Origin of the sequence: Microcoleus sp. PH2017_34_RAT_O_A, assembly GCF_020737885.1 — a bacterium.
Taxonomy (GTDB): domain Bacteria; phylum Cyanobacteriota; class Cyanobacteriia; order Cyanobacteriales; family Microcoleaceae; genus Microcoleus.
The window spans coordinates 14,233-36,212 of record NZ_JAEQDD010000092.1 but is presented as its reverse complement, the minus strand read 5'-3'; the positions used below and the strand labels follow the sequence as shown (position 1 = coordinate 36,212).

The following is a 21,980-nucleotide window of genomic DNA, read 5'->3' as shown; positions in this document are numbered from 1 at the left end:
CTAACAATTTCAAAAACCCGCCCTCACCCAACAAACAATATTAATGTACATTCAGATTTACGGTGGGGCGGGGGCGGGTTTATATTAATTGTCGGTGATTATTATGTATGGTTGGCGAACCCGCCCCTACAAATAAAATGTAGGTTGAAATTACAATTTCAATCCACCGATAGATAATGTAGAGTGCGTCGCACTCGACAATCTGCAATGAAAATCAAAAATATAGCAGCGACGCACCCTACCAGATAAAAAAGATTAATTTGCGATTGCTTCCAAGAATTTCTCAGCATTCTTCACGCTTTCAATATCATAAATATCCCGGTTGTAACAAACAATTTGTGCTACCAACTTTTCATGATGTTGCTGAGCTTTTTCCAACATAGAACCCTGGGAACGCCGATAATTGACAACTACTTCTTTCGTTCCGAAAAATGGGATATTATGTCTGTGACAATTGACCCAAAATTCCCAATCTTCGTAACCTTCTTTCATCCCAATTTTATAACCTGCCACTAAATCCAAAATAGATTTGTGATACAGTGAAGACGGGTGAATCATGTTAGAGTGCTTGATGTTTTCCGGCGAATACAAATCGCTACTCGGTACTATGCGATTTTCTGTGCCAAACATTTGATAAGAACCAAATGCTACACAAGGTACATGAGATTTTAAGCATATTTCTAAAAGACTATTTAAGGCATTTTCAGCTAAAATATCGTCGGCATCCAAAGGCATGATGTATTCACCATTTGCTGCTGCTATTCCCGCATTTCTTGCCAGAGACAGCCCTTGATTTGTTTGTTCTACCAGCCTGATTTTATGCTGGGGATTTGCTGCTATTAAATTTTTGGCAACTGTGCTTGTAGTATCTAAGCTGCCATCATTGACAATGATAATTTCCAAATTTTTGTAAGTTTGCTTAATTGCGCTAGTTACCGCTTGTGGCAAAAAGTGAGATTGATTGTAGCAGGGAACAATCACAGATACCAACGGTCGATTTTCCAATTGCTGGGATGCAGAAATTTGCCTGAAACTTTCTGTTTGGGCTGACTTTTGAGCAGCTTGCAAGCTATAAAAATAAATCTTGGGATGTACAATCGCTAATTGATTCAAATCCGTGTTTTGATATTCACTTTCTAACATTGGATATCTCGATAAATATTCTTGTTTAACAAAAATAAATATATTCTGAGCGTACCAAGGCTCTACTTTGTCATTGTTCCATATTTTTCTCCTCAAGCAATCCACGACTGCAAAACCTTTTGTATGAAAATAATTTACCCAATATTGCGGCCACTGTTCGTTAACGTGTTCGACGCCTCCTTGAAACGGTATCGCAGCCGAAAACAAAATTACTGGTGCTAGTTTAGTGAGAGAATTAACAAAGGTTTCAGCACAGGTACCTGGTAAATGTTCTGCAACTTCTAGAGAAATTGCTAAGTCAAACTTTCTTTTTAATTGCAGCGGTTGCTTTAAATCGGCGGATTGGAACTGATTTAAAGGAATTTGTAAAAGAGTGCGATCGACATAATCGCCATCTATTCCCAAACAGTCAGCAATTCCCAACTTATGAAAAGCAGCCAACCAACTTCCCGTACCGCAGCCCACATCCACTACACTTTTAGGTAAATTTGGTTGCAGCAAGTCTAACAGCAGGGGAATAATTTCTATAGCAGAACTGCGAGTTCCTTCTCCTATTAATTCGTAGAAATCTCTTGTATAAGATGACTGTTTTTGTTTATTTTTTTTACTGTATGGGGTCGAATCAATACCGTTTAAACTGCTAATTTCATAACCCTGCAAATGTGCTGGCAAATCCCAATAAATATTAGGATCGGGTTGATGTTTTACAGGCTCGACATTCCCCCGCCAAGCTGCACCCATAATTTGCATTGTTTGATATACTATCGTTTGCCAACCCTGTTGTTTCAAGTAATCTAAACCCTTAGCAACAGCCGGAGCAGCTAAATCGTGAAATAAAATTATTGCATCTTCTTCTGCCAATTTTTCGCAGGCGATCGCATCATTTAACGGCCCATCACCTTCGTGTTCTCCGTCAATAAAAATTAACGACCATTTCCGGTTCAAATCCTTTGCTAATTGCTCTACTCTTTGGGGGCTGTAACCGGGTATGAGTTCAACGGAAGTTTGCACGCCAGACGCATTGAGAGCGCCTTGAATTGAATCTATTACGCTTTGTCTAATATCATCTCTTTCTAATAGCGGATCGACGACATCTAACTCAACTCCGGCGAGTGCTAAGTGACAAGCAGACCAACCCAGCCAGCAGCCGATTTCTAAGGCTTTTTTACCTGAAAATTGCAGGGCTGTATTGTAAAGGATGTGTGCTTCGTCGCGACTGAGAAATCCGACTGAACTAGCACGGCGATCGACATACCAATTGTGCTTGATTTCCCGGCGCAGATACGGCCACGGACAAGTATTAGTATCGCCCACAATCATGTTGGGAAAGTACGCATCTGGGAGAATAATTTTTAGTTCGGGCGAGACGTAATCTCCGACAGGTAATGTATTATTTTGAATTTGAGATGGTGGTTGTACTGTCATTTTTTCTGATTTTAATTGTGGGGATACTGGCGGTTGAATCGGTTGGTAGCGGAGACTAATTTCTATTTGATTCCCGTCGGTTGTTGCTAATTTTACCAAGTCGTGCTTGTGACCTGTGATGTGCAGAATGCCGATCGCCCCGTGCGGCAAATACGGCTCCACAAAACAGCGTCGCTGCTTGTCCCAGACGGGCAAACCGAAGTTGCAGCTCCAATTGCACCCAGCCGGCAGCATCTCTGTGCGATCGAACATTTCAGTACCGTAAACGAGCCGATTTAACGCTATTTGGTCAGTCATCAAAGAAACGTGCCGCTGCAATCCCTCATCCAGATATTCCGCCCAAAGTTCCCAATGCGGCGCATCTTTGTGCAGCGCAAAGATACCTGCATTGATAGTTGGATAGCTGTGCAACTGTTTGGCAACTTCTTCCCCAAAAGCTGCTTGATAATCGCGATAAACAAATTCCCAGTACCAAGGCAATTTGCCATAAGCTAAATAATAGCCTCTATCTAATTCTGGAACAACTGCTAAACCCCGTTTTGCCGCGCCTTTTACGAATAATTCCATAGCTTGCCAATCCTGCACCCAAGCATCAGCATCTATCCACAGGTAGATGTCGAAATTCGGGAAGTAACGGCGCAGAAACGGACGAGCTAAAAGTCCTTTGAGATAGTGAGGTGCTTCATTTTTGCCGGGAAAGTTGAACTCCCAATCGGGTTTTTGAATAATATTAACTTGTGTTTCCAGCCACTCCAATTGTTCGGGAGTGCAGCCTAGATCGAAAAAGCCGATCGCCACATTAGCGCCCTCTGGTTTTTCCCGCACCGATAAAATAGTACCTCGCACCAGTTCAAAGTAATTTGCATCGGCGGCCGTGATGGTGATAATCTGCATAAATATAGGATTTTTGGTTAAGGATTGGGGATTGGGGATTGGGGATTGGGCATCGGGCATTGGCCAAACAGGGCATTGGGCGGAGCGAAGCGGAGGGATTGGGCATTAGTATTTGTTATTTCATAATTGCTCATTCTTCCTTCTTCCTTCTTCCTTCTTCCTTCTTCCTTCTTCCTTAAATTATACTATCGAGGATGACTTATGAAAAACTCAAAAGGAAAAGTTTATCTAGTCGGTGGGGGGCCCGGAGATTGTAACTTGATGACAGTGCGATCGCAAAAACTGCTCTCCCAAGCCGAAGTCTTAATCTACGACGCACTCATCGACATCCCGCAACTCGCATTAATTCCAGTCACTTGTCAGAAAATAGAAGTAGGGAAACGCGGTGGCAAACCTTCCACCCAGCAGCAAGAAATTAACCGTTTGCTGGTAGAACATTGCCAACTTGGCAAACAAGTAGTGAGACTTAAAAGTGGCGATCCATTTATTTTTGGTCGCTCCAGTTCCGAGATTCAAGCATTAATTATAGCAGGCTGCGAATTTGAAGTTGTGCCGGGAATCTCGTCAGCATTTGCGGCACCTTTGCTAGCAGGAATTCCCCTCACAGATCCGGTGATGAGCCGCTGTTTTGCAGTGATGAGCGCCCACGAACCGGATGCGCTGGAATGGGAAGCTTTAGTGCGGATAGAAACTCTGGTAATCTTGATGGGAGGGCGCAATTTAAGCGAGATAGTCTGGCAATTACAAAAACACGGACGATCGCCCGAAACTGCGATCGCCATTATCCGAGATTGCGGCCGCCCCGAACAGCAAATCTGGATCGGCACGCTCTCCGACATTGTACAACAAACAACAGGTGAATCTCTATCGCCTTGCGTCATCGTCATTGGGGAAGTAGTTAGATTGCGCGAATTTTTAATCTGGCCAGAAAGCACAAACATGAGCCATACACCTGTCACCGCTAACCACAGCCAACCGCTAGCCGGAAAAACGATTTTAGTCACCCGCGCGGCCTCCCAGTCTGGTCAATTTAGCGATCGACTCCAGCAACTGGGTGCCCGCGCGATCGAAATGCCAGCCTTAGTAATTGGTGCGCCTTCAAGTTGGGAACCGTTGGATAGCGCGATCGCACAATTGTCAAGCTTTCACTGGTTAATTCTCACTTCCCACAACGCCGTAGACTGTTTTTTTCAACGATTGCAAGCAAAAGGCAAAGACGCGCGGAGCTTGTTTGGCATTAAAATAGCAGTAGTTGGGAAAAAGACAGCAGAAAGTTTGCGATCGCACTCACTACAACCCGACTTTATTCCCCCCAACTTTGTCGCCGATTCCCTAGTCGAAAACTTCCCCGACAATTTGCAAAACTGCAAAATCTTATTTCCCAGAGTAGAAAGTGGGGGAAGAGAAGTTTTAGTCAAAGAATTCACCGCCAAAGGAGCGCAAGTAATCGAAGTACCAGCGTACCAATCTTGCTGTCCCGAAACAATCGATCCGATCGCCCTAGCCGCACTCCAGAATCAAGCCGTAGATATCATAACCTTTGCCAGTTCCAAAACCGTACATAACTTTTGCCACCTCCTCGAAACAACTCCCGAATTCTCCTTATCTCAGGATTGGCTAGAAAAAGTTTGTATCGCATCCATCGGCCCGGAAACCTCCAAAAGCTGCCAGAATTTATTGGGCAAGTTAGACGTAGAAGCGACAGAATATACATTAGATGGGTTGACTGAGGCGATCGTCCAATGGGCCACAAAACATCAAATTACATAGGTTGCGCTTGAGCGCTCTTGAAGGTACGTAGTTGCGCTTGAGCGCTCTTGAAGGTACGTAGTTGCGCTTGAGCGCTCTTGAAGGTACGTAGTTGCGCTTCAGCGCTCTTGAAGGTACGTAGTTGCGCTTCAGCGCTCTTTCAAAGGTACGTAGTTGCGCTTGGGCGCTCTTTCAGGGCTAAAGCCCAACAACGTACCGCTTCTACTTTTGCATCCAACAATTAGCGAACAAGCTACCACATAGCAATGAATCATCCATAGTGAGTAGGGTTCGTCAAAGGCCAAGCCTAATTTATTATAGACATTGCAAGCCTGACATACCTTACAACTGAATGTCTAGATAGGAAATCGCGGAACAAAAAAGCGAGTAAAATTATCAGTAAATAACAAAGCCGATCGCCAATAGCGTCAAAACATTAATCAAACTAAAAACCAAAAAAGCCCAAACCACCAACCGCAGCGAACTCCCATACCAAACTACCAATTAGCAACAGCCATGAATATGAATTTTTCTCGTTATGACACCTTAACCACCTTGCTAGCAGGAACCACCGCAGCCTTAACCATAGTCATCAGCCAACCGGCGATCGCCAAAACTCCCCAAGAAGTCGCCAGCATCGCCGGGCCGCTGACAGTACAAATCAATAGTTCCCTGGGAGACGGTTCCGGGGTAATTATTGCCAAAAACGGCAAAACTTACACAGTTTTAACAGTCAATCACGTCGTAGAAAAAGCAGACGTGAAATACACAGTTCGCACGTCGGCGGGCAAAAACTATCAAGTAAGCAACGTCACCCGCTTGCAAACAGCCCCAACAGATCCGGATTTAGCAGTAGTCAAATTTGAAAGTCCCGAAGAATATCCAGTGGCGACGCTAGCCGATTCTGACAAAGCCGTCATCGGCACTCAAATCTTCGTTTACGGCTATCCCGCTACGGGCGGACTCTTTGGGGCCGAACGAGAACCAGAAATGTCTCCCGGACTCGTTACCAGCCGCCCGCGCGATCGCCGGGAAGGTTACACTTTGCGGTATCAAGCCGTCACTTGGAGTGGCATGAGTGGCGGGCCAGTTTTCGACTCTGAAGCCCGAGTCATCGGTTTGCACGGACAAGGGGAATTCGGTTTTGCCCAAATCAGTAACGGGGAAGTCGCCCCAATTAAAACAGGATTTAATGCAGCAGTTCCCATTAATACTTTTATCGCCAAACTGGTGGCGGCGGGAATCAACAAATCCGAGTTGAAAGTAGACAATACTCCCACAACTATCGGCCCGGTATCCACCGTTAACCCAAAAGATGCCCAAGCCTATTATTTTCGAGGGCTTTCGCGCTTAGATCAGGGAGAGGCTTGGGAGGCGATCGCCGATTTCAACAAAGCACTCACTTTCAATCCTAAATACAGCCCAGAATTGCATTTTAATATCGGCAATGCCCGCACTTTCATTACTGCCGGCTTGCCACAACCCGACCCCACCCGCGGTGGAACCGCTATTCAAGCATACACGAGTGCGATCGCAGCCAATCCCGGTTTTGCCGACGCCTACTACAACCGAGCTTTAGCTTACCTGACAGAAGACAAAGCCAAAGCAATTGCCGACTTTCAAAAAGCAGCGGAACTTTACAAGCAAGGCGGCAGAACAACTGCATATCAAGATGCCCTCAAGCGCATCCAACAATTGCAGTAGAATTAGAAGTTAAGAATTAAAAATTAAGAATTAAAAATGAATCATCCCATTTTTAGTTCTTAATCTAGTTCATATACACAGCAGGTAAATAATCATGACTGCTATCACCTTAAATCTCAATTCCATTGTCAAACTAACTTCCGAACAGTTCTACCAACTGTGCGAAGAACACCCAGAATTGAAACTAGAACGCAACGCCAACGGAGAATTAATCGTCATGCCGCCAACCGGAGGAGAAACAGGGAAACGCAACTCAACAGCGAATGCTCAAATCTGGACGTGGAACGATCGAACCGAACTCGGAGAAGTGTTTGATTCCTCCACAGGGTTTACTCTGCCCAGTAAAGCCGATCGCTCTCCCGATGTCTCCTGGGTCGAAAAATCGCGGTGGGAAGCTTTGACACCCGAACAAAGAGACAAATTTATCCCCCTCTGTCCTGATTTTGTCATCGAGTTTCTTTCTCCGAGTGACAGCTTGAACAAGACGCAGGCAAAAATGCAAGAATATATGGAAAATGGCTGCCGTTTGGGTTGGCTGATTAACCGCAAAAAACGAGAAGTAGAAATTTATCGCCCCGGTCAACCAGTTGAAGTTTTACAATCTCCTCTCACCCTTTCTGGGGAAGAGGTTTTGCCGGGATTTGTTCTGAATCTACAAAAAATTTGGAATTAGTAAGATTAAACTATAACTTCGCCTATCTTCGGTTCGTAGTGAGGACTTTAGTCCTCATAAAAAGAAGGACTGAAGTCCTCACTACGAACCAATTTGGTTGTAGAGGAATTTGATAAAATTGTAAATATCTATAAAATAAAGGCTAGGAAATTATGGTTCAAACTATTCAAGCTAAAAATGTCACGCTAGAAGAATTAAAAACACTTTTTAACCTGCAACTTGTCACAGACGACCAATTTTTCCCGGAATGGCAAGAGGAGTTACCAGAAATCACAGAGTTTCAGAAACGACAGCTAGATCAGATTAAAGCGGGTTACTTCAACTTGCTAGAGTATCCGCCGATGCTGGAAAAAACCATCAGTTTGTCGATCGTCTCTCCACTACTGTTCACCGGCGAGTTTTACCTGCACCCATTTTACATTAAACCGGAAAAATCCGTCGAAATTTCCGAAGAAGATGAAGGCGTGATTATTAAAGGTAGCCTGGATACTTTAGTTTTAAAAGACCAGTTGTGGCTGATGGTAATCGAATCGAAACGAGTTTCATTTTCCATTGAAGCGGGGCTGGCCCAAATCTTAGCTTATCTACTGGCAAACCCGAACCCAGAGAAGCCGAGTTACGGCATGATTGCTACAGGAGGCAGTTTCATCTTTGTCAAGTTGCTCAACGGAGAATCACCGCGATATGCCAAATCTGATTTATTTGGAATTAGCAATCGCACCAATAATCTACAGGATGTACTCCGCATCCTCAAACGCTTGAGTCAGATAGCAGCTAACAATTAGTCATCAGTCATATCATATCATGTCCGGTCGATTAGCATCACAAAAAAGGTTCGTAGTACGTCCTGGCGTCCGCTGTTTAAAAAATGCTTTTTGCAAAACGGAGATGCTCCCGATCGTACCATTGTGGTAAGGAATGAGAATTAAATAACTTACAATTTTAATTATTGTGGGATGGGCGTCCCGCCCGTCTATAAAGCAATACGGTTCACTTAAGACAGATCCCCCCTAACCCCCCTTGGGAAGGGGGGGACAAGAAGCTCTTAAAGTCCCCCTTCTTAAGGGGGATTTAGGGGGATCTCCGGGCATAAATAGTGTTAAGTAAACCGTATTGGTCTATAAAGGACGGGCGGGACGCCCATCCCACTTTTAAGAGTGTAAGTTATTAAATTTTCGTTCCTAAGGTGCGTCGCCAGCAAAATTGTCGATATGTAGATAGGGATTTTTCGTGGCGACGCACTTCTTCCTTCTTCCTTCTTCCTTCTTCCTTCTTCCTTCTTCCTTCTTCCTTCTTCCTTCTTCCTTCTTCCTTCTTCCTTCTTCCTTCTTCCTTCTTCCCTCTTCCTTCAAAATTACCAAGGCGAACCAATCATTGTAAAAGCGGCCCAATAATACGGATGCGACAAATTTCGATCGCCCCTAGCCGTCAATTCCGCAGGCAAAGGCAGAGCTTGATTGTTGCCCGATCGCACCAAATAACCATCCTGCAACCGCACTTCCCCGCGCAACATCGCCAACTGCGCTTGCCGCAAAGCCTCAGCCTTAATCGGCGCCGTCCGCAACTGCTGGTAAAACTCGGTCATCAACCCCAAAGTTCCAGCATCTGACACATACCACAAACTCGCCAAAGCCGATTTTACCCCCGCGTGTACCGCCAATCCCGCAAACCCCAACTCAGCCTGTTCGTCTCCCACCGCCGTAGTGCACGCACTCAAAACCAACAACTCCACCTGCGGGTTAGATAACTTCAACTCTTCCAACTGATTTAACCGCAATTTAGTATCCCAAAACTGAATGTAAGAATTTTCTGCACCACCAGGCTGAAAATCGCCGTGAGTAGCTAAGTGAATAATTTTGTATTGGGATTGATTGCGTTTTTCCTTCAAATTTGCCAGCGTAAAACGTTCGTTGAGAAAAGACGCACCATGCCAAATCTTGCCCACAATTGTTGATATTTCGAGCGGCACCGCAGGTAAAGGATTTTGATCGTATTTTTCGGGAAATTTCGACGCACCCATCGCCAAAACTTCCGAACCCTTAACATCGGCATAGCGAGTATCAGTCAAACTCAAACTGGGAATCAGCCCCAAACTATACTTTTCTACTAAAAACTGTTTGCCGTCAAACAAAGCAGCTAAAGGCAAAGTTCGCAAACCGGCATCCATCGAAAACGCCAAGGTGTCAATTTTGTTAGCATCCAATTCCGCTTGCAGCGGTGCAATTAACCACTGGTAAAGTTCCTTGGCAGGTTGCTTGTAATCAGAACCAGTCAATGTTTTGGGAGTTCTGATAGCATTAGTGAATTCCTTAGCAACTTGCAGCACTGTTTCGCGACTTGCAGGCACGCTTTTAAACACATTTTTGCCGTCTGGCAATAACAACACAAGTTCTAAATTCTTGTCTTTCACCCAGACGTAAACGATCGCCGGTTTAACTCCCGTCAAGCGATTGACGCTGCTGAGAGTATCTCGGATACTTTGCTGCGTGATTGACTTTTGATCGAGATTTCCACCGAAGTAACGTTCAAATTCCCGGCCCTGAGCTCTATCCCTTTGCTGCACTGCGTCGATCGGACTTATTTGCGCGATCGAAGTCGATCGAGAAATCTCAGGCAGCCTCAAACTCGCGATACTGTCTGTATTGCCACTTCCAGGTTTTTGTGCAGTTGCTCCACCGCCGTTTTCTGTCGCACTAGACGCACCCACATTGTTTTTTAACACCGACTGCGACAGCAAAACAGAGCCGGCAGCAGTCTCGTTCGACCGTTCCTCAACAGGCACAGTAGCAGACCCTGAGGGTACATTTGCGGTACCGCTCTTGGGCGAAGACACGCTCGGAGTCTGAGTGACAATTTGTGGAGAATTGCCTGTATTTTTTAATCCCACAGTGGTAGTTGGTGCTGGACTCGGCAGGCTCAACAGGGGCGCGGTAGCAGTAGTTGAGGAGGTAGCGTTCGACTTCGAGTTTCCTGTCCCAACAGTCGTGGTTGTGCAGTTTCCCGACGGGCAAGTGCTTTGCAACAGCGTCAGCGAACCCGATCGCACCTGTCCGTCTGTAGAAATGCTAACGCTGGCGCGATCGCTCGTCGTTTCGCTTCCAGCAGCCCGGAACAATCCCCCAGCCTGGATTGCCACATCGCCGCCCGTATTTCCATTAGCTTTGATGGAAACAACTTCAACATCTTTCTGCCCGGTAATCTTGCTCGAACCGGCACTTCCCGACTGCGAACTAGAATTGATCACCCCTGTCACGATCCGGCCCGGCGCCACGATCGAGATATCTCCGCCACTTGAGGCACCGAAAGCATTGACATTGCCCACGACTACCGAGCCCGCGCTGCGGATGTTGATATTGCCCGCCGTCCCATTTGCCGATCGAGAGGAAACCGTACCAGCAGTCACATTACCTTGACTGCTAGTGATATTAATCCCTGCATTCGAGGTAACGTCTCCCACTGCCACACTACCGCCCATCAGAGCGATGCTAGCGTTATCAGTTCCCACGATCGCACCAGTTCCCACGATCGCACCAGATCCCAAGGGCGATCGAATCGTCGTCGGATCTTGAAATGTCACCGCCGGCGTTGAATTGGGCGTTGTGGTTGCTGGAGTAATCGCGATCGAGCCGCTACCGTCAGCACGCCCGATCGCGATTGAAGCAAACCCGTTTCGCAGCGAGTTGAATTCCGCAGCAGTCAAGTTCAAAGCCTCAGTCTCAGCAGCACCGGCGATCGTCATATTTTGAGCCGGATCGATTGGTTGCAGCACCAGATTGCCGTTGCTGGCGATCGAATTGTTGCCGCCCGTCAAGTCAATTTCGTTGCCTGTCAGAGTAATATTTCCACCTGTTTCCGAGCCGCCAGCTTCGATCGCGCTAACAGTTACTCCGCCGCGGCCAGTCAGCGTCACATTCCCCGCGCGATCGCCCCTAGTGTCGATCGCGCCAGCAGTCACCGTACCCTCGGCGGTAACGCTCACATCTCCCCCCGACGTGCGCGGCACTTTCGCAGAATTGACATTCGTGTTGATGCTGGGGGGACTTCCTGTGCGTAGCGCAGCCGTAGTCACATTGCCGGTTGTGCTATTGATGCGAATTTCCTGATTGTTGGTAGTGATATTTCCGATGCGGATATTGCCCTCAGCTTTCAGAGTAATTGAGGCATTGTCTGCCCCTGTCAGGGAACTTGTGCTCGTAATTGTTCCCAAACCCGTCGGCGATTGAATAATTAGCGGATCGTAAAATGTGAAATTATTAGCAATCAGAATCGAACCGCTACCGTTGCTGCGGCCGATCGTAATTCCAGCAAACCCATTTTGCAAATTTTCGAGCTCGCTTGCTGTCAGATTCAAATAAGTATTAGTCCCGACATCTCCAGAACCAGCGATCGCAATATTTTGACCGAGATTCCAAGGTTGGAGTACCAAAAAGCCCGTCCCGCTGACCGAATTTTTGTCCCCTTTCAAATTAATTTCATTACCAGTTAAAGTAATGTTTCCCGAACCACCGGCGATCGAACTAACTCCCAGAATATTCCGAGCCGTCAAAGTTACATTTGCCGACGATTTAGAACCGCTAGCATCAAGTTTTTGGGCTGTGACGTTCAGGCCTTCGAGCAAAATATTGCCACTTGTGCCGCCGCTGGAATTCGATGCCGAAACATTGGCTGCAACGGTTGTCCCCGGACTAATTAAACTAATATTTCCGCCGTTGCTGGACAAATTGCCCGCAGTAATTTGACTTCCCTCCAGGGCGATCGCGCCTCCGCGAGTGCTAATTGTATCTCCAGCATTCATCGAAAAAACACCCGCACCATTGCGATCGGCATCTGCTCTCAATGTCACGGATCCAGTAGTTGCCGCAAAGCTCAACTTATTATCCGCCAAATCAGCAATTTTAATATCATTCAGGGCTTCGAGAACCACATTGGTTGTCCCCGAAATACTTTCCAAAGCTCTTCTTGAAATAGTCAGGGAAGAATCGGAATTGTTTGCCTGCCCTGGTGAAGGCGTTTGTGTTGCCAAAATATTACTGTTAGCAATAACTGCCGCATCCCCCGCAGCTTCTGAGGAATCTGTAATTAAAATATTTTCAGGATCGAACAGCAAAGTCCCCAAACCGTTTGTCCCGGAAGTATCGACAGTACCGTTAAACATCAATCTTTGCTTCCCCGAAATTTCCACAAACCCGCCAACACCGCTGCTGTTCGATTCAGAAACGCCCGTTGCGCTGATGCGGCCCAAAAATGCTGTTGTGTTGTCCGCCCAGACAAAAACTCTGCCGCCATTACCCGATCGAGTGGCGTTGGCTGCGATCGAACTTTTGCCATCCACGTAAGTCATTCTGGCATTCGGCACAGTTCCCTCGCCTCGGTAATCTCCCCCGATCCGCACCGTTCCCCCGCCGTCGGGGCCGTCCGCCTTAATCTTCGCGGACAACAGCCCTACCTTGTCGCCCAACACGTTGACAGTACCTCCCGCGCCCCCCCTGGCAGACACGTCCGCAGCACCCGATAACAGCGCAGTTCCAGCACCTGCCGGTACTGTTTGGCCGCCCGTAAGTACGACTTCACCGCGATCGTTCGTAGTTATACCAGTAGCGCTAGCCACGCCGGAACCCGAGAGTAGCTTTGGCAAACTCAGAGGAGAAAACGGCAGAGCTTCCGAACCAGCCACTCCCGCAGCCGGAGCAATTTCTAAACTCAGCAAAAGTCCGTTTTGACTCAACCGCACCAGATTTTCGCCGGGGACAGCCGCCACCGTAATTTGACCGCCTGGCGCTGAAAGTCTCCCCGTACTGATGACAGTACCGCCCAGCAAAGTCAAACTCTGCCCGTTTTCCACAGCCAAGTCACCGGCATTGACAATACTCCCCGGCTGTGCGCCAAAAGCAAAAGTATTCGGTGCTCCCACTAGGCCCGCGTAGTTATTCGCCCCCGTACCGTTGAACCAGCCGCTGTCAAAACCGATACTGCTAGCGGTGGTAGCCAGAAAAGACCCTGGTACGTCTAGTCGCGCATTACTGCCAAAAATAATCCCTGCCGGGTTCATCAGGTACAAATTAGAATTGCCACCGCTAACTTGAATTAGACCGTTAATTAAGGAAGCGTCGCCGCCGACAACGCGGCCGAGGATATTTTTAATGTTTGGGTTGGAGATGAAATTGGCAGTTTCGCCAGAATTTAAACCAAATCGAGTAAAACTGTGGAACAGATTTGCTCCGTCTCTGGAACTTGTGCCACCTGTAATATCGTAGCGAGAGGGCGACGCACCGGGCGTGGTGATGGTGGTTCCGGTGCCGTCTGGGGCTGCCATAATTGGCTCGGCCGCAGCAATTTGAGATTGGCGATAAATTGCCACAATCACCCATCCGCTGCTATCTTCTTTGAAGAAAACCAGGTTGGGGAAAAAATCTAATATCAAAAATCCAGCCAGGGGAATTGCTGCCAGAATCGATCGCACAGCAGATTGAGCATTCATAAAATTTGCCTCGATCTAGACCTGAATTCAAGTTTTAAATGGAGATTTTAGGTAAAAAACAGTCGATCGCACCCTCATGCTGACAATTCCTAACCCTAACTCTCGATCGCCAATTCCCAATTTCAAGTCTAATTTTAATTGTGTCACCAACATAGCAAATACGGACAGTAAGTGTCGAAACACAGTTCAGTTTAAACAGAGGAAATTATGAGCGATCGAATTGTCCGCACGATCGGCTTAACTGGGGGCATCGCCACCGGGAAAACCGCTATATCTAATTATCTGGCATATACCTATGGATTTCCGATTTTAGATGCCGATATTTACGCCCGCGAAGCTGTGCACCCAGGTTCGCCAATACTAGACTCTATTGTAGAACGATACGGCGCCGTTATTTTGCTCCCCGACGGCAATTTAAACCGCCCCGAGTTAGGAAATATTATTTTTTGTAACGCAGCCGAACGGCAGTGGTTAGATCAACAGATTCACCCTTATGTACGCCGCCGGTTAGTGGAGGAAACTCAAAGCTACATTGCTGCCTTAAATCTGGTATCCCCAGACACAGATGAATTAGGTACAAAAACTCAAGAAAGCGGGTTTTGGGAAGGCGATCGAGAATTAGAACCAAGTGTGGTTGAAAAAAAACCAGGTTTCGGCGCCCAGACTGACAGGTTGACTTTGGTGTTGGTAGTGCCGCTGCTGTTTGAAGCTAACATGACTGACTTGTGTACCGAAATTTGGGTGGTGTACTGTTCGCCCGAAGTGCAGTTACAGCGGCTGATGCACCGAGACGGCTTGAGTTGCGATCGAGCTAATGCACGGATTAACGCCCAGATGCCGCTAGCTAACAAGTGCCAACAAGCTGATGTTGTTTTGGATAACTCGTCAACCCTCGACTCTCTATTCCTATACATAGATTCGCAAATCAGATCGTAGCCTATGTTACGCGCGACATTCTGATGTGGCATTAGCTTGTCTTCGATCCGAAGCTGCATCTCGATATCAATAAATTATGAAGTTAATCTGAAAACTCGTAAATATCTACAATTTCAGGAATCTGATTCAACAACATATAAATATATAGAGTGCCCAAGCCGCGCCCAGGATACTGTGTTTTTGTGTCTTTAATCCGAGGCTGCATCTCCATATCAATAAATTATGAAGTTAATCTGAAGACTCGTAAATATTTATAACTTACGGTTTCGTTTCCTGGTTGCAAGAGTGTCGCAAAAAGATGGGAAGCCTTGACTGCTGGTGGTTTTCGGCAATTAGTAGGTAACTTGAACTTACAACTGAAACAGTGAGAGAAACGAGGGGTTTTACCCCGTTTGACTAAAATTCAAAAAAATGTATGGGTCATCAATTACCAATTGATGATTTCGCGGCAATTCAATTTTTTTTTTACCTGTTTTTGCCCTGATAGCAGAGTACAGGCTGCGTATCAAGAAATAGAAAATACGACACGGAACTCTATGATGCGCCTTTACTCTTCCATGCTGATGTCAACCCTGCTACTGAGTAGCACAGCAGTTAACGCTCAAAGCTTAGAAACCCGATCGACCTTTTTCTCTCAAGACAAACCTGCTCCCGAAATTATGACCGTCCAAGCCAACGCTCAGATATTTTACGCAGATAACGATAAAGATACCTTGCCCGAACGAGGCAGCGGGAGATAAACCCAAACAATGGATGTTTTTGCTAAACAAAGCAAAATAAATCGGCCGATTACTTTGAGTATTTTTCCCTACTCTGTCGAGGGAGATAAATAAGTAATGAGGGCATTCTTAAACGAAGAGTTAAACGCAATTACTTCCAGATTGGCTGAAGCGATGTTGGATCGGGGAGCAAAAATCTCTGAAAAAAAAACACAACACAATGAATACTACCATCAAGTTAATTTATTTGAGTACGCTATTAGTTAGCGCTCTTGTGATTCCTCAAAAACTAGCAAACTTTTCAATTGCAGAACATCAGTTCAATAAATCGCAACAACTGCTATTAGCAGCTAAAGATACCAAAAACGATGCACAAAGGTGTAGAACCTCGCCGTCTCCGGGATGTTCTCGCCGAGACTCGCACGCGATCGCAGAAACCAGACTTTTTGAGTCTTGAGACTTTCTCGACTGATGCTGATACCGTCAGTCAACCCAATCAAAAATCAAAAATGGTACGATCGATTCATATCATGTCCGGTAGCATCGTCCTGTATTCAGATCTCTATTCTCTCCCTCTGTGTCCTCTGTGTTCTCTGCGGTTAAATAATTTCCATGCAACCAGACATGATATCACCCTAAAATTTCAGGTTTTAGATCAAAAAAAATAGGTAAAGCGCTAGTAGGAATCTGGCGCTTTACCTAGTAGATATTCCACGGTTTTGAAGCTCTACTCTTCCGCAGCTTCGCCGCCAACCACGACATCCCGGATCCGCAAACTCGGGCCGCCGCAGCCCACGGGTAAACCGCTTTGTCCTCCCTTCCCGCAGCCGCCGGATTCATCCCAGTAGAAATCGTCGCCGATCGCCTCAATATCCGCTAAAGTGCTGAAAACATTACCCGAAAGAGTTACATCCCGCACCGGATTGTCCAGTTTGCCATCGCGAATCATCCAAGCTTCGCCGGCGCTGAAAGTAAACATTTCGCCGTTAGTCATGCCGCCTTGCCAATTGCGCGCGAAAACACCCTCTTTGATACCAGAAAATAAATCCGCAACCGGCGTATCGCCCCGTTCGATCCAAGTATTCGTCATGCGGACGATCGGCGGATAGTGATAATTTAAACAGCGAGCATTGCCCGTAGGCGTTTCTCCCAACTTACCCGCAGTTTCCCGCGAGTGCAGCCGCCCAACTAAAGCGCCGTCTTTAATTAACTGAGTCGTAGTCGCCGGAGTCCCTTCATCGTCATAGAAATAGCTGCCCCGGTGTCCCTGTGGCGCAGCACCGTCGAAAATTTGCAAGTTTTTCGGGCCGAACTGGCGGCCGAGGGTCATAATTTCCAAGATGTCGGGATTTTCGTAGGCCATGTCAGCTTCTGAAAGGTGTCCGAAGGCTTCGTGGACGAACAATCCGCTAAGTATTGGGTCGATGACGACGGTGTAGGTGTTGCCTTGGACGGGGGGCAAGGCTAGGGAGTCTACCGCGCGCTGGGCGGCACTGCGAACTTGGGTATCAAGTTCGGTTAAATCTTCGTAAGCTTTCCGCGAACCAGTGGTTTCGCGGCCGGTTTGTACGGTTTCCCCGCTGCGGGCTGTGGCGGCAAACCGCATTTCCATGTCTGCCCAACCTTGTTCGAGCATCGTGCCTTCGGAGGTGGCGAGGATCGTGCGCTGGGTGCTGTCGCCGTAACGCACGGAGATGGTGGCGATGCGGGGGTCTATGCTGCGTAGGATGGCTGCGTAGCGATCGCACAATTGCTTTTTCTCAATTAGCGGCACCAGACGGGGGTCTGTTCCTGTCAAAGGCAGGAAGCAAATGTCTTGTACTGGCGTAACTGGCGCGAGAATCGTTTCTTCTTCGCCGATCAGTTTGGCTGCGGCGATGGCTTCTTCGATTCTTTCGGCGAGGGTGGAAAGTCGGTTAAAACTGGCAAAGCCCCAGCCGCCTTTGTGACAAGCTCGGACTTGGCCGCCAATTGAGACTCCTTCGCTGAGGGTTTCAATTTTTTCGCCCCGCAGCAGGATGTCTGTGCCTTCGGCTTCTTCGAGTCGAATTGCTAGATAATCTACTTGGTTGCGGTAGCGTGCCATTAACTCTGACAACAGATTTTTCGAGTCGGCGATCGAGGTGGGCATAAGGAAAGCACGGTGTTTAACTGCATCCATTTTGCACTTTTGCCGGGGCGATCGGGTGGGTTCGTCAAAAATATCGCCCGCAGCGCGGAGATTGCGACTTAATTTGTACGGTTCTGCCAATAACGATAGTTGACAAATGTGGATATCCTGTGAGTTAGGAGCAAAGCGCAAGAAATTATGCGGGATTTTTGGGTTCTGCTGGTGCTTGAATTTTTACTCCTGAACATTCCTATAAATAAATACTTCATCCTTCATACCTGGTGAAGGTGGGTTTATACCTACTGTGAATACTTACTTTTTACCGACAATCAGCGAGATTTTAGCCTCCGAGGCCTTAGAAAATGACCTCAGTCTGTTTGATGTGAAGTTGGCTGGAGAAAACAACCGCCCGAAGTGTCCTGGGAGTCGTGCGGCTTCCCGGCCCAAAGCTGAACAGGAATGGTACGGGGCGATCGCAACTTTGAATCAAATGCTCGCGAAGCAAACACACTGTCTCTCCCCATCCCCCATCCCCAATTCCTGTCAGGGATTGATTTTGTCGGGCCCATCTTCGGTTTTGACTGAGCCGGTGGTGGCTTCGGGCTTTGCTAATTGGATTTTTACCAGTATTCCTGACAACGATGCAGCTTTGTGGTCTTTTCGTGCTAGACAAACTTTAGCTTTGCTACCGGCCGCTGACAAGCAAAGATCCGTGCCTGCGACGGCCCCGACTTTGGCTTTGGCGATCGGCGATCCTTTGGCGAACGAACAATTTTGTGTGGTTTTAACGGCTAGTTTTAGTCTGGTGATGGTTTTGGGTGAAAATGCTGCGGGAATGCCGGCTTTTCTATTTTCCTTCGACCCCCAAGTCGTCGCCAAAGCTTGGGAAGTTTTGCGGCGCCGCGTAACTGAAAGTGAATGTTTGCTTGCTAATTCTGACGGTCGATTCAATTTGCGATCGCACCAATTAACTCCTAATTCTACTCACGATTCTACTCATAAATTAGATGCGCTATTCCAGCAGTTTTTGCCTGTTGCTCCCAAATATCAAACAGTCGCGCTGTTCACCAGCTTGTTGTTAAATAATTTGCCTGTTGGGAAAGAGGAAGCAGGCAGGCTCAAGGATGAAAGAGTTGAGGATAGCCTGAAAGGTAGGCAAGATATCAAGTGCAAGTCTGCAATTCCTCACGCTACTAAAGAGGTGGAGTTGCTACAGGCGATCGCCCACGAAGTCCGCACTCCTTTGGCCACCATCCGCACCCTGACTCGGTTGCTGCTGAAACGCCCCAAACTCGATCCAGTGGTGGTGAAGCGTTTGGAAACCATCGATGCTGAGTGTACCGCTCAGATCGATCGCTTCGGTTTAATTTTCCGCGCCGTGGAAATGGAAATGTCGCAAGCTAAAAATTCCGCATTGCAGCTAACAGCCATGTCCCTCGGTGAAGTGCTCCAAAATAGCATTCCTCGCTGGCAAAAACAAGCGATTCAGCGCAACCACACTTTAGAAGTGATTGTGCCCCAAAAATTGCCGGCGGTAGTCAGCGATCCGACGATGTTGGATCAGGTGTTAACTAATTTGATTGAGAATTTTACTCGAACTTTGCGATCGGGAAGTCGCATTCAGGTAGAGGTGACGTTGGCAGGGAGTCAATTAAAATTGCAGTTAGAATCGGAACACTTACCTGAAGGTAACGGCGTATCGACTTTTGGAGGATCGGCGAATGCTCCTTTGCGATCGATCGGGCCTTTGCTCATGGTACAGCCGGAGACAGGAAGTTTGAGCTTAAATTTGAGCGTCACTAAGAATTTATTTCGCGCTGCTGGCGGCAAGCTGGTAATTCGCCAGCGCCCCCAAAAGGGTGAGGTGATGACCGTATTTTTGCCGCTGCAATAGTTACAGCTAGAGCACAAGGCATTTCAAACAAGCGGTAGCACGATCGCAAATTCTGTTCCTTCTGCCAATACCGAATCACAAGTCAAACTTCCCCCGTGCATTTCTTCTACAATTTGCCGACTGATTGATAAACCTAAACCAGTTCCTTTACCAACAGCTTTTGTTGTAAATAAATGCTCGAATATTTTTGACTTCACTGACTCTGACATTCCCTTGCCGTTGTCTTTAATTGCGATCGTGACACAGCCAGTCTCCTCAGACAATTGAGTTTTAATAGCAATTATATTAGGATTTATTTTGATCTGAGCAAAACTCAAACCTTGATTGGTTTCTTCCAAGCAATCGATCGCATTTGCGAGCAGATTCATAAATACCTGATTTAATTGTCCCAAATGGCAAGTTACTGGTGGAATCTTCCCATAATCTTTAATAACTTGAATCGCCGGACGCTGACTGTTAGCTTTCAATCGATGCTGTAAAATAGTCAAAGTGCTGTCAATTCCGTCGTGAATATTGGTAGCAACTTTTGAGTTAGTATCGGCACGGGAAAAAGTTCGGAGAGATATACTGATGTTGTGGATGCGTTCGACTCCATTTTTCATAGATGAAAGCATTTTTGGTAAATCTTCCAAAATATAATCCAACTCAATTTGCTCTGCATCTTCCTCGATTTCTTGTCCCGGATTTGGCAACTTTTGCTGATAGAGTTGTAAGTGATGAATTAAATCTTGGATGACGATGATAGATTGGTCTAGATTCCCGCCAATAAACCCAACAGGATTGTTAATTTCATGGGCAACGCCTGCCACAAGATTGCCTAGAGCAGACATTTTTTCACTTTGAATCAGTTGCAGTTGAGCTTCTTGCAAGTCTTTCAAGTATTGTTCTAGCTGTTGGGATTTTTCTTGCTCTCGCAAAAAGAGTTCAGCATTGTCTTGATTGGTTTTTTGCAAATTCATGAAAGCTGTTTGGAGTTGAGCAGCCATGCTATTGAACGTCCTTGCCAAAACTCCCAGCTCGTCTTTTCTGTTGGCAGCTAATGTTAACTCTAATTGACCATCTGCCAGAGCTGTAGCAGCATTTCCAATCTCAAGAATTGGTTGAGTAATCCAGCGAACTGTTAAGATGCCAACAATTGTAGAGACTGCTAAGGCTAACAGACAGAGAATGATAGTAATGCGAGTATTGGCATATATTTTATCCATAAAACTTGATTGTGGAACTACGACAACAATCAGCCAATCTATACCTCGACTGTCAGAAAATGGAGTTACTTGCACAAATTGACGATCGCCATTAATTTTAAAATCAAGTTGTTGGTTGCTTGAAATTCTATTAAACTCGTGAAAGCGTTCGCTCAAATGCTTGGCTGTCAAACTAATTATGGGTACTTTGCTGTCTCTTGCCTGAATTCGTTTAGAACTCTTGCCGTCAGCAGCGACGACAAAAGGTTGTTCAGTGGTGGAAGAAGCAATGATATATCCAGAGCGCTCGATGATAAATGTTTGTCCCAATCGTCCAAATTTCACTTGTCTTAAAAACTCACTAATATCAGATAAAACTAAAGCAACTCCTAGAACTCCTACCAGTTTTCCTGACTTGTAAACTGGTAGACCGGCATCAATACTAATATTAGGAGTTGGAGCTACCCATACAGAAATTGGGCTCCAGATAGCTTTGCCTTCCTTGGCCGCAACTTTGTACCAAGGTAGAGTCCGGGGATCGAAGTTAGGAGTAACTGACAGCAACTTGCCACGTTCGCCAGTATGATTGGTTTCATAATTATAAAATTTACCGCTAGCAGACTTTTCTACAATTCCCAGATTCAATGTGCGATCTGCCAATCTACCTGTCCCGATAAATTCTCCAAATTCATTACTATAATGAATGTAACTAACAGTATCAAATCTCTGCATTTGCTGCGAGAAGTAGCGTGCCAGCGTCCCCCTGTCTTCTATATTTAAAATTCCGAGACTAATGGCATCTAAATTAATTTGATTGATTGTCTGAGGCTGTGCTAAAAAAGTGTTTAGATGCTGTTGAATACGGAAAGTAACTTCGCTTCGTAGTTTGGTTGCCACATCGTTAACGGCTTGTTGTCCGCTGTTAAAGGAGAGATAACCCACTATCGCTACTGTGCCGGCAATTTCTACAAGAAAAGGAACGAGCAGAGCGGTTCGGAGAGGAACTTGGCTGAAAATTCGGGATAGACGTAGTACCATTTTAGATTTTAGGTTTTAGATTTTATATTTGGG

Annotated in this window: 14 protein-coding genes; 8 read left to right on the top strand and 6 right to left on the bottom strand. The window is 46.4% G+C overall.

The window, feature by feature from the left end:
- Positions 1–255: 255 nt before the first annotated feature.
- Positions 256–3,522, bottom strand: a complete 3,267-nt coding sequence (locus JGK11_RS25540; protein WP_293213346.1) for a glycosyltransferase — start codon at positions 3,520–3,522, stop codon at positions 256–258.
- A gap of 141 nt (positions 3,523–3,663) precedes the next feature.
- On the opposite strand from JGK11_RS25540, the gene cobA reads away from it, so the two are divergent.
- The 4 genes from cobA to JGK11_RS25520 all read left to right on the top strand — a co-directional run bounded on the left by cobA (position 3,664) and on the right by JGK11_RS25520 (position 8,373).
- Positions 3,664–5,232 carry a uroporphyrinogen-III C-methyltransferase gene (gene cobA / locus JGK11_RS25535; RefSeq protein ID WP_293213344.1) on the top strand — a complete coding sequence of 523 codons (1,569 nt, stop codon included), beginning with the start codon at positions 3,664–3,666 and terminating at the stop codon, positions 5,230–5,232.
- 495 nt (positions 5,233–5,727) lie between these two features.
- Positions 5,728–6,915, top strand: a complete 1,188-nt coding sequence (locus JGK11_RS25530; RefSeq protein ID WP_293185746.1) for a tetratricopeptide repeat-containing serine protease family protein — start codon at positions 5,728–5,730, stop codon at positions 6,913–6,915.
- Positions 6,916–7,009: 94 nt separating this feature from the next.
- Positions 7,010–7,588, top strand: coding sequence for a Uma2 family endonuclease (locus JGK11_RS25525; protein ID WP_293185745.1), 579 nt, complete (start codon positions 7,010–7,012; stop codon positions 7,586–7,588).
- 152 nt (positions 7,589–7,740) lie between these two features.
- Positions 7,741–8,373 carry a restriction endonuclease subunit R gene (locus tag JGK11_RS25520; protein WP_293213342.1) on the top strand — a complete coding sequence of 211 codons (633 nt, stop codon included), beginning with the start codon at positions 7,741–7,743 and terminating at the stop codon, positions 8,371–8,373.
- Positions 8,374–8,769: 396 nt separating this feature from the next.
- On the opposite strand, the gene JGK11_RS25515 is transcribed toward JGK11_RS25520, so the two are convergent.
- The 3 genes from JGK11_RS25515 to JGK11_RS25505 are packed head-to-tail and all read right to left on the bottom strand — an operon-like array spanning position 8,770 to position 14,249.
- On the bottom strand, positions 8,770–8,949 hold the full coding sequence (locus tag JGK11_RS25515; protein WP_293213340.1) for a hypothetical protein: 180 nt from the start codon (positions 8,947–8,949) through the stop codon (positions 8,770–8,772).
- Entirely contained in the window at positions 8,943–14,066 is a 5,124-nt protein-coding gene (locus JGK11_RS25510; protein ID WP_293213338.1) for a CHAT domain-containing protein, read from the bottom strand. Before JGK11_RS25510 ends, JGK11_RS25515 begins: the two co-directional genes overlap by 7 nt.
- 27 nt (positions 14,067–14,093) lie before the next feature.
- Positions 14,094–14,249 (bottom strand): hypothetical protein, encoded by a 156-nt coding sequence (locus tag JGK11_RS25505; RefSeq protein WP_293213336.1) that lies wholly within the window; start codon positions 14,247–14,249, stop codon positions 14,094–14,096.
- Between the two features lie 24 nt (positions 14,250–14,273).
- Here JGK11_RS25505 and coaE point away from each other — a divergent pair, with 24 nt between their 5' ends.
- The 3 genes from coaE to JGK11_RS25490 all read left to right on the top strand — a co-directional run bounded on the left by coaE (position 14,274) and on the right by JGK11_RS25490 (position 16,178).
- Positions 14,274–15,002 carry a dephospho-CoA kinase gene (coaE, locus tag JGK11_RS25500; protein WP_293213334.1) on the top strand — a complete coding sequence of 243 codons (729 nt, stop codon included), beginning with the start codon at positions 14,274–14,276 and terminating at the stop codon, positions 15,000–15,002.
- Positions 15,003–15,538: 536 nt separating this feature from the next.
- Positions 15,539–15,742, top strand: a complete 204-nt coding sequence (locus JGK11_RS25495) for a hypothetical protein (protein WP_293185738.1) — start codon at positions 15,539–15,541, stop codon at positions 15,740–15,742.
- A 199-nt stretch (positions 15,743–15,941) separates the two neighbouring features.
- Positions 15,942–16,178 (top strand): hypothetical protein, encoded by a 237-nt coding sequence (locus JGK11_RS25490; RefSeq protein ID WP_293213332.1) that lies wholly within the window; start codon positions 15,942–15,944, stop codon positions 16,176–16,178.
- A gap of 270 nt (positions 16,179–16,448) precedes the next feature.
- Here the strand turns inward: JGK11_RS25490 and JGK11_RS25485 are convergent, their stop codons facing one another.
- Entirely contained in the window at positions 16,449–17,852 is a 1,404-nt protein-coding gene (locus JGK11_RS25485) for a TldD/PmbA family protein (RefSeq protein ID WP_293193339.1), read from the bottom strand.
- Positions 17,853–18,135: 283 nt separating this feature from the next.
- Between JGK11_RS25485 and JGK11_RS25480 the strand changes: the two genes are divergently transcribed.
- Entirely contained in the window at positions 18,136–19,725 is a 1,590-nt protein-coding gene (locus JGK11_RS25480; protein ID WP_293213330.1) for a HAMP domain-containing sensor histidine kinase, read from the top strand.
- Between the two features lie 23 nt (positions 19,726–19,748).
- Here JGK11_RS25480 and JGK11_RS25475 read toward each other — a convergent pair whose 3' ends face one another.
- Positions 19,749–21,947, bottom strand: coding sequence for an ATP-binding protein (locus tag JGK11_RS25475; RefSeq protein WP_293213327.1), 2,199 nt, complete (start codon positions 21,945–21,947; stop codon positions 19,749–19,751).
- Between the last annotated feature and the right edge of the window lie 33 nt (positions 21,948–21,980).

Coding starts and splice junctions, on each gene's coding strand:
- coaE (WP_293213334.1), top strand. CDS start 14,274: ATGAGCGATCGAATTGTCCGCACGATCGGCTTAACTGGGGGCATCGCC.
- JGK11_RS25510 (WP_293213338.1), bottom strand. CDS start 14,066: ATGAATGCTCAATCTGCTGTGCGATCGATTCTGGCAGCAATTCCCCTG.
- JGK11_RS25530 (WP_293185746.1), top strand. CDS start 5,728: ATGAATATGAATTTTTCTCGTTATGACACCTTAACCACCTTGCTAGCA.
- JGK11_RS25490 (WP_293213332.1), top strand. CDS start 15,942: ATGAATACTACCATCAAGTTAATTTATTTGAGTACGCTATTAGTTAGC.
- JGK11_RS25475 (WP_293213327.1), bottom strand. CDS start 21,947: ATGGTACTACGTCTATCCCGAATTTTCAGCCAAGTTCCTCTCCGAACC.
- JGK11_RS25485 (WP_293193339.1), bottom strand. CDS start 17,852: ATGCCCACCTCGATCGCCGACTCGAAAAATCTGTTGTCAGAGTTAATG.
- cobA (WP_293213344.1), top strand. CDS start 3,664: ATGAAAAACTCAAAAGGAAAAGTTTATCTAGTCGGTGGGGGGCCCGGA.
- JGK11_RS25525 (WP_293185745.1), top strand. CDS start 7,010: ATGACTGCTATCACCTTAAATCTCAATTCCATTGTCAAACTAACTTCC.
- JGK11_RS25520 (WP_293213342.1), top strand. CDS start 7,741: ATGGTTCAAACTATTCAAGCTAAAAATGTCACGCTAGAAGAATTAAAA.
- JGK11_RS25495 (WP_293185738.1), top strand. CDS start 15,539: ATGATGCGCCTTTACTCTTCCATGCTGATGTCAACCCTGCTACTGAGT.
- JGK11_RS25540 (WP_293213346.1), bottom strand. CDS start 3,522: ATGCCCGATGCCCAATCCCCAATCCCCAATCCCCAATCCTTAACCAAA.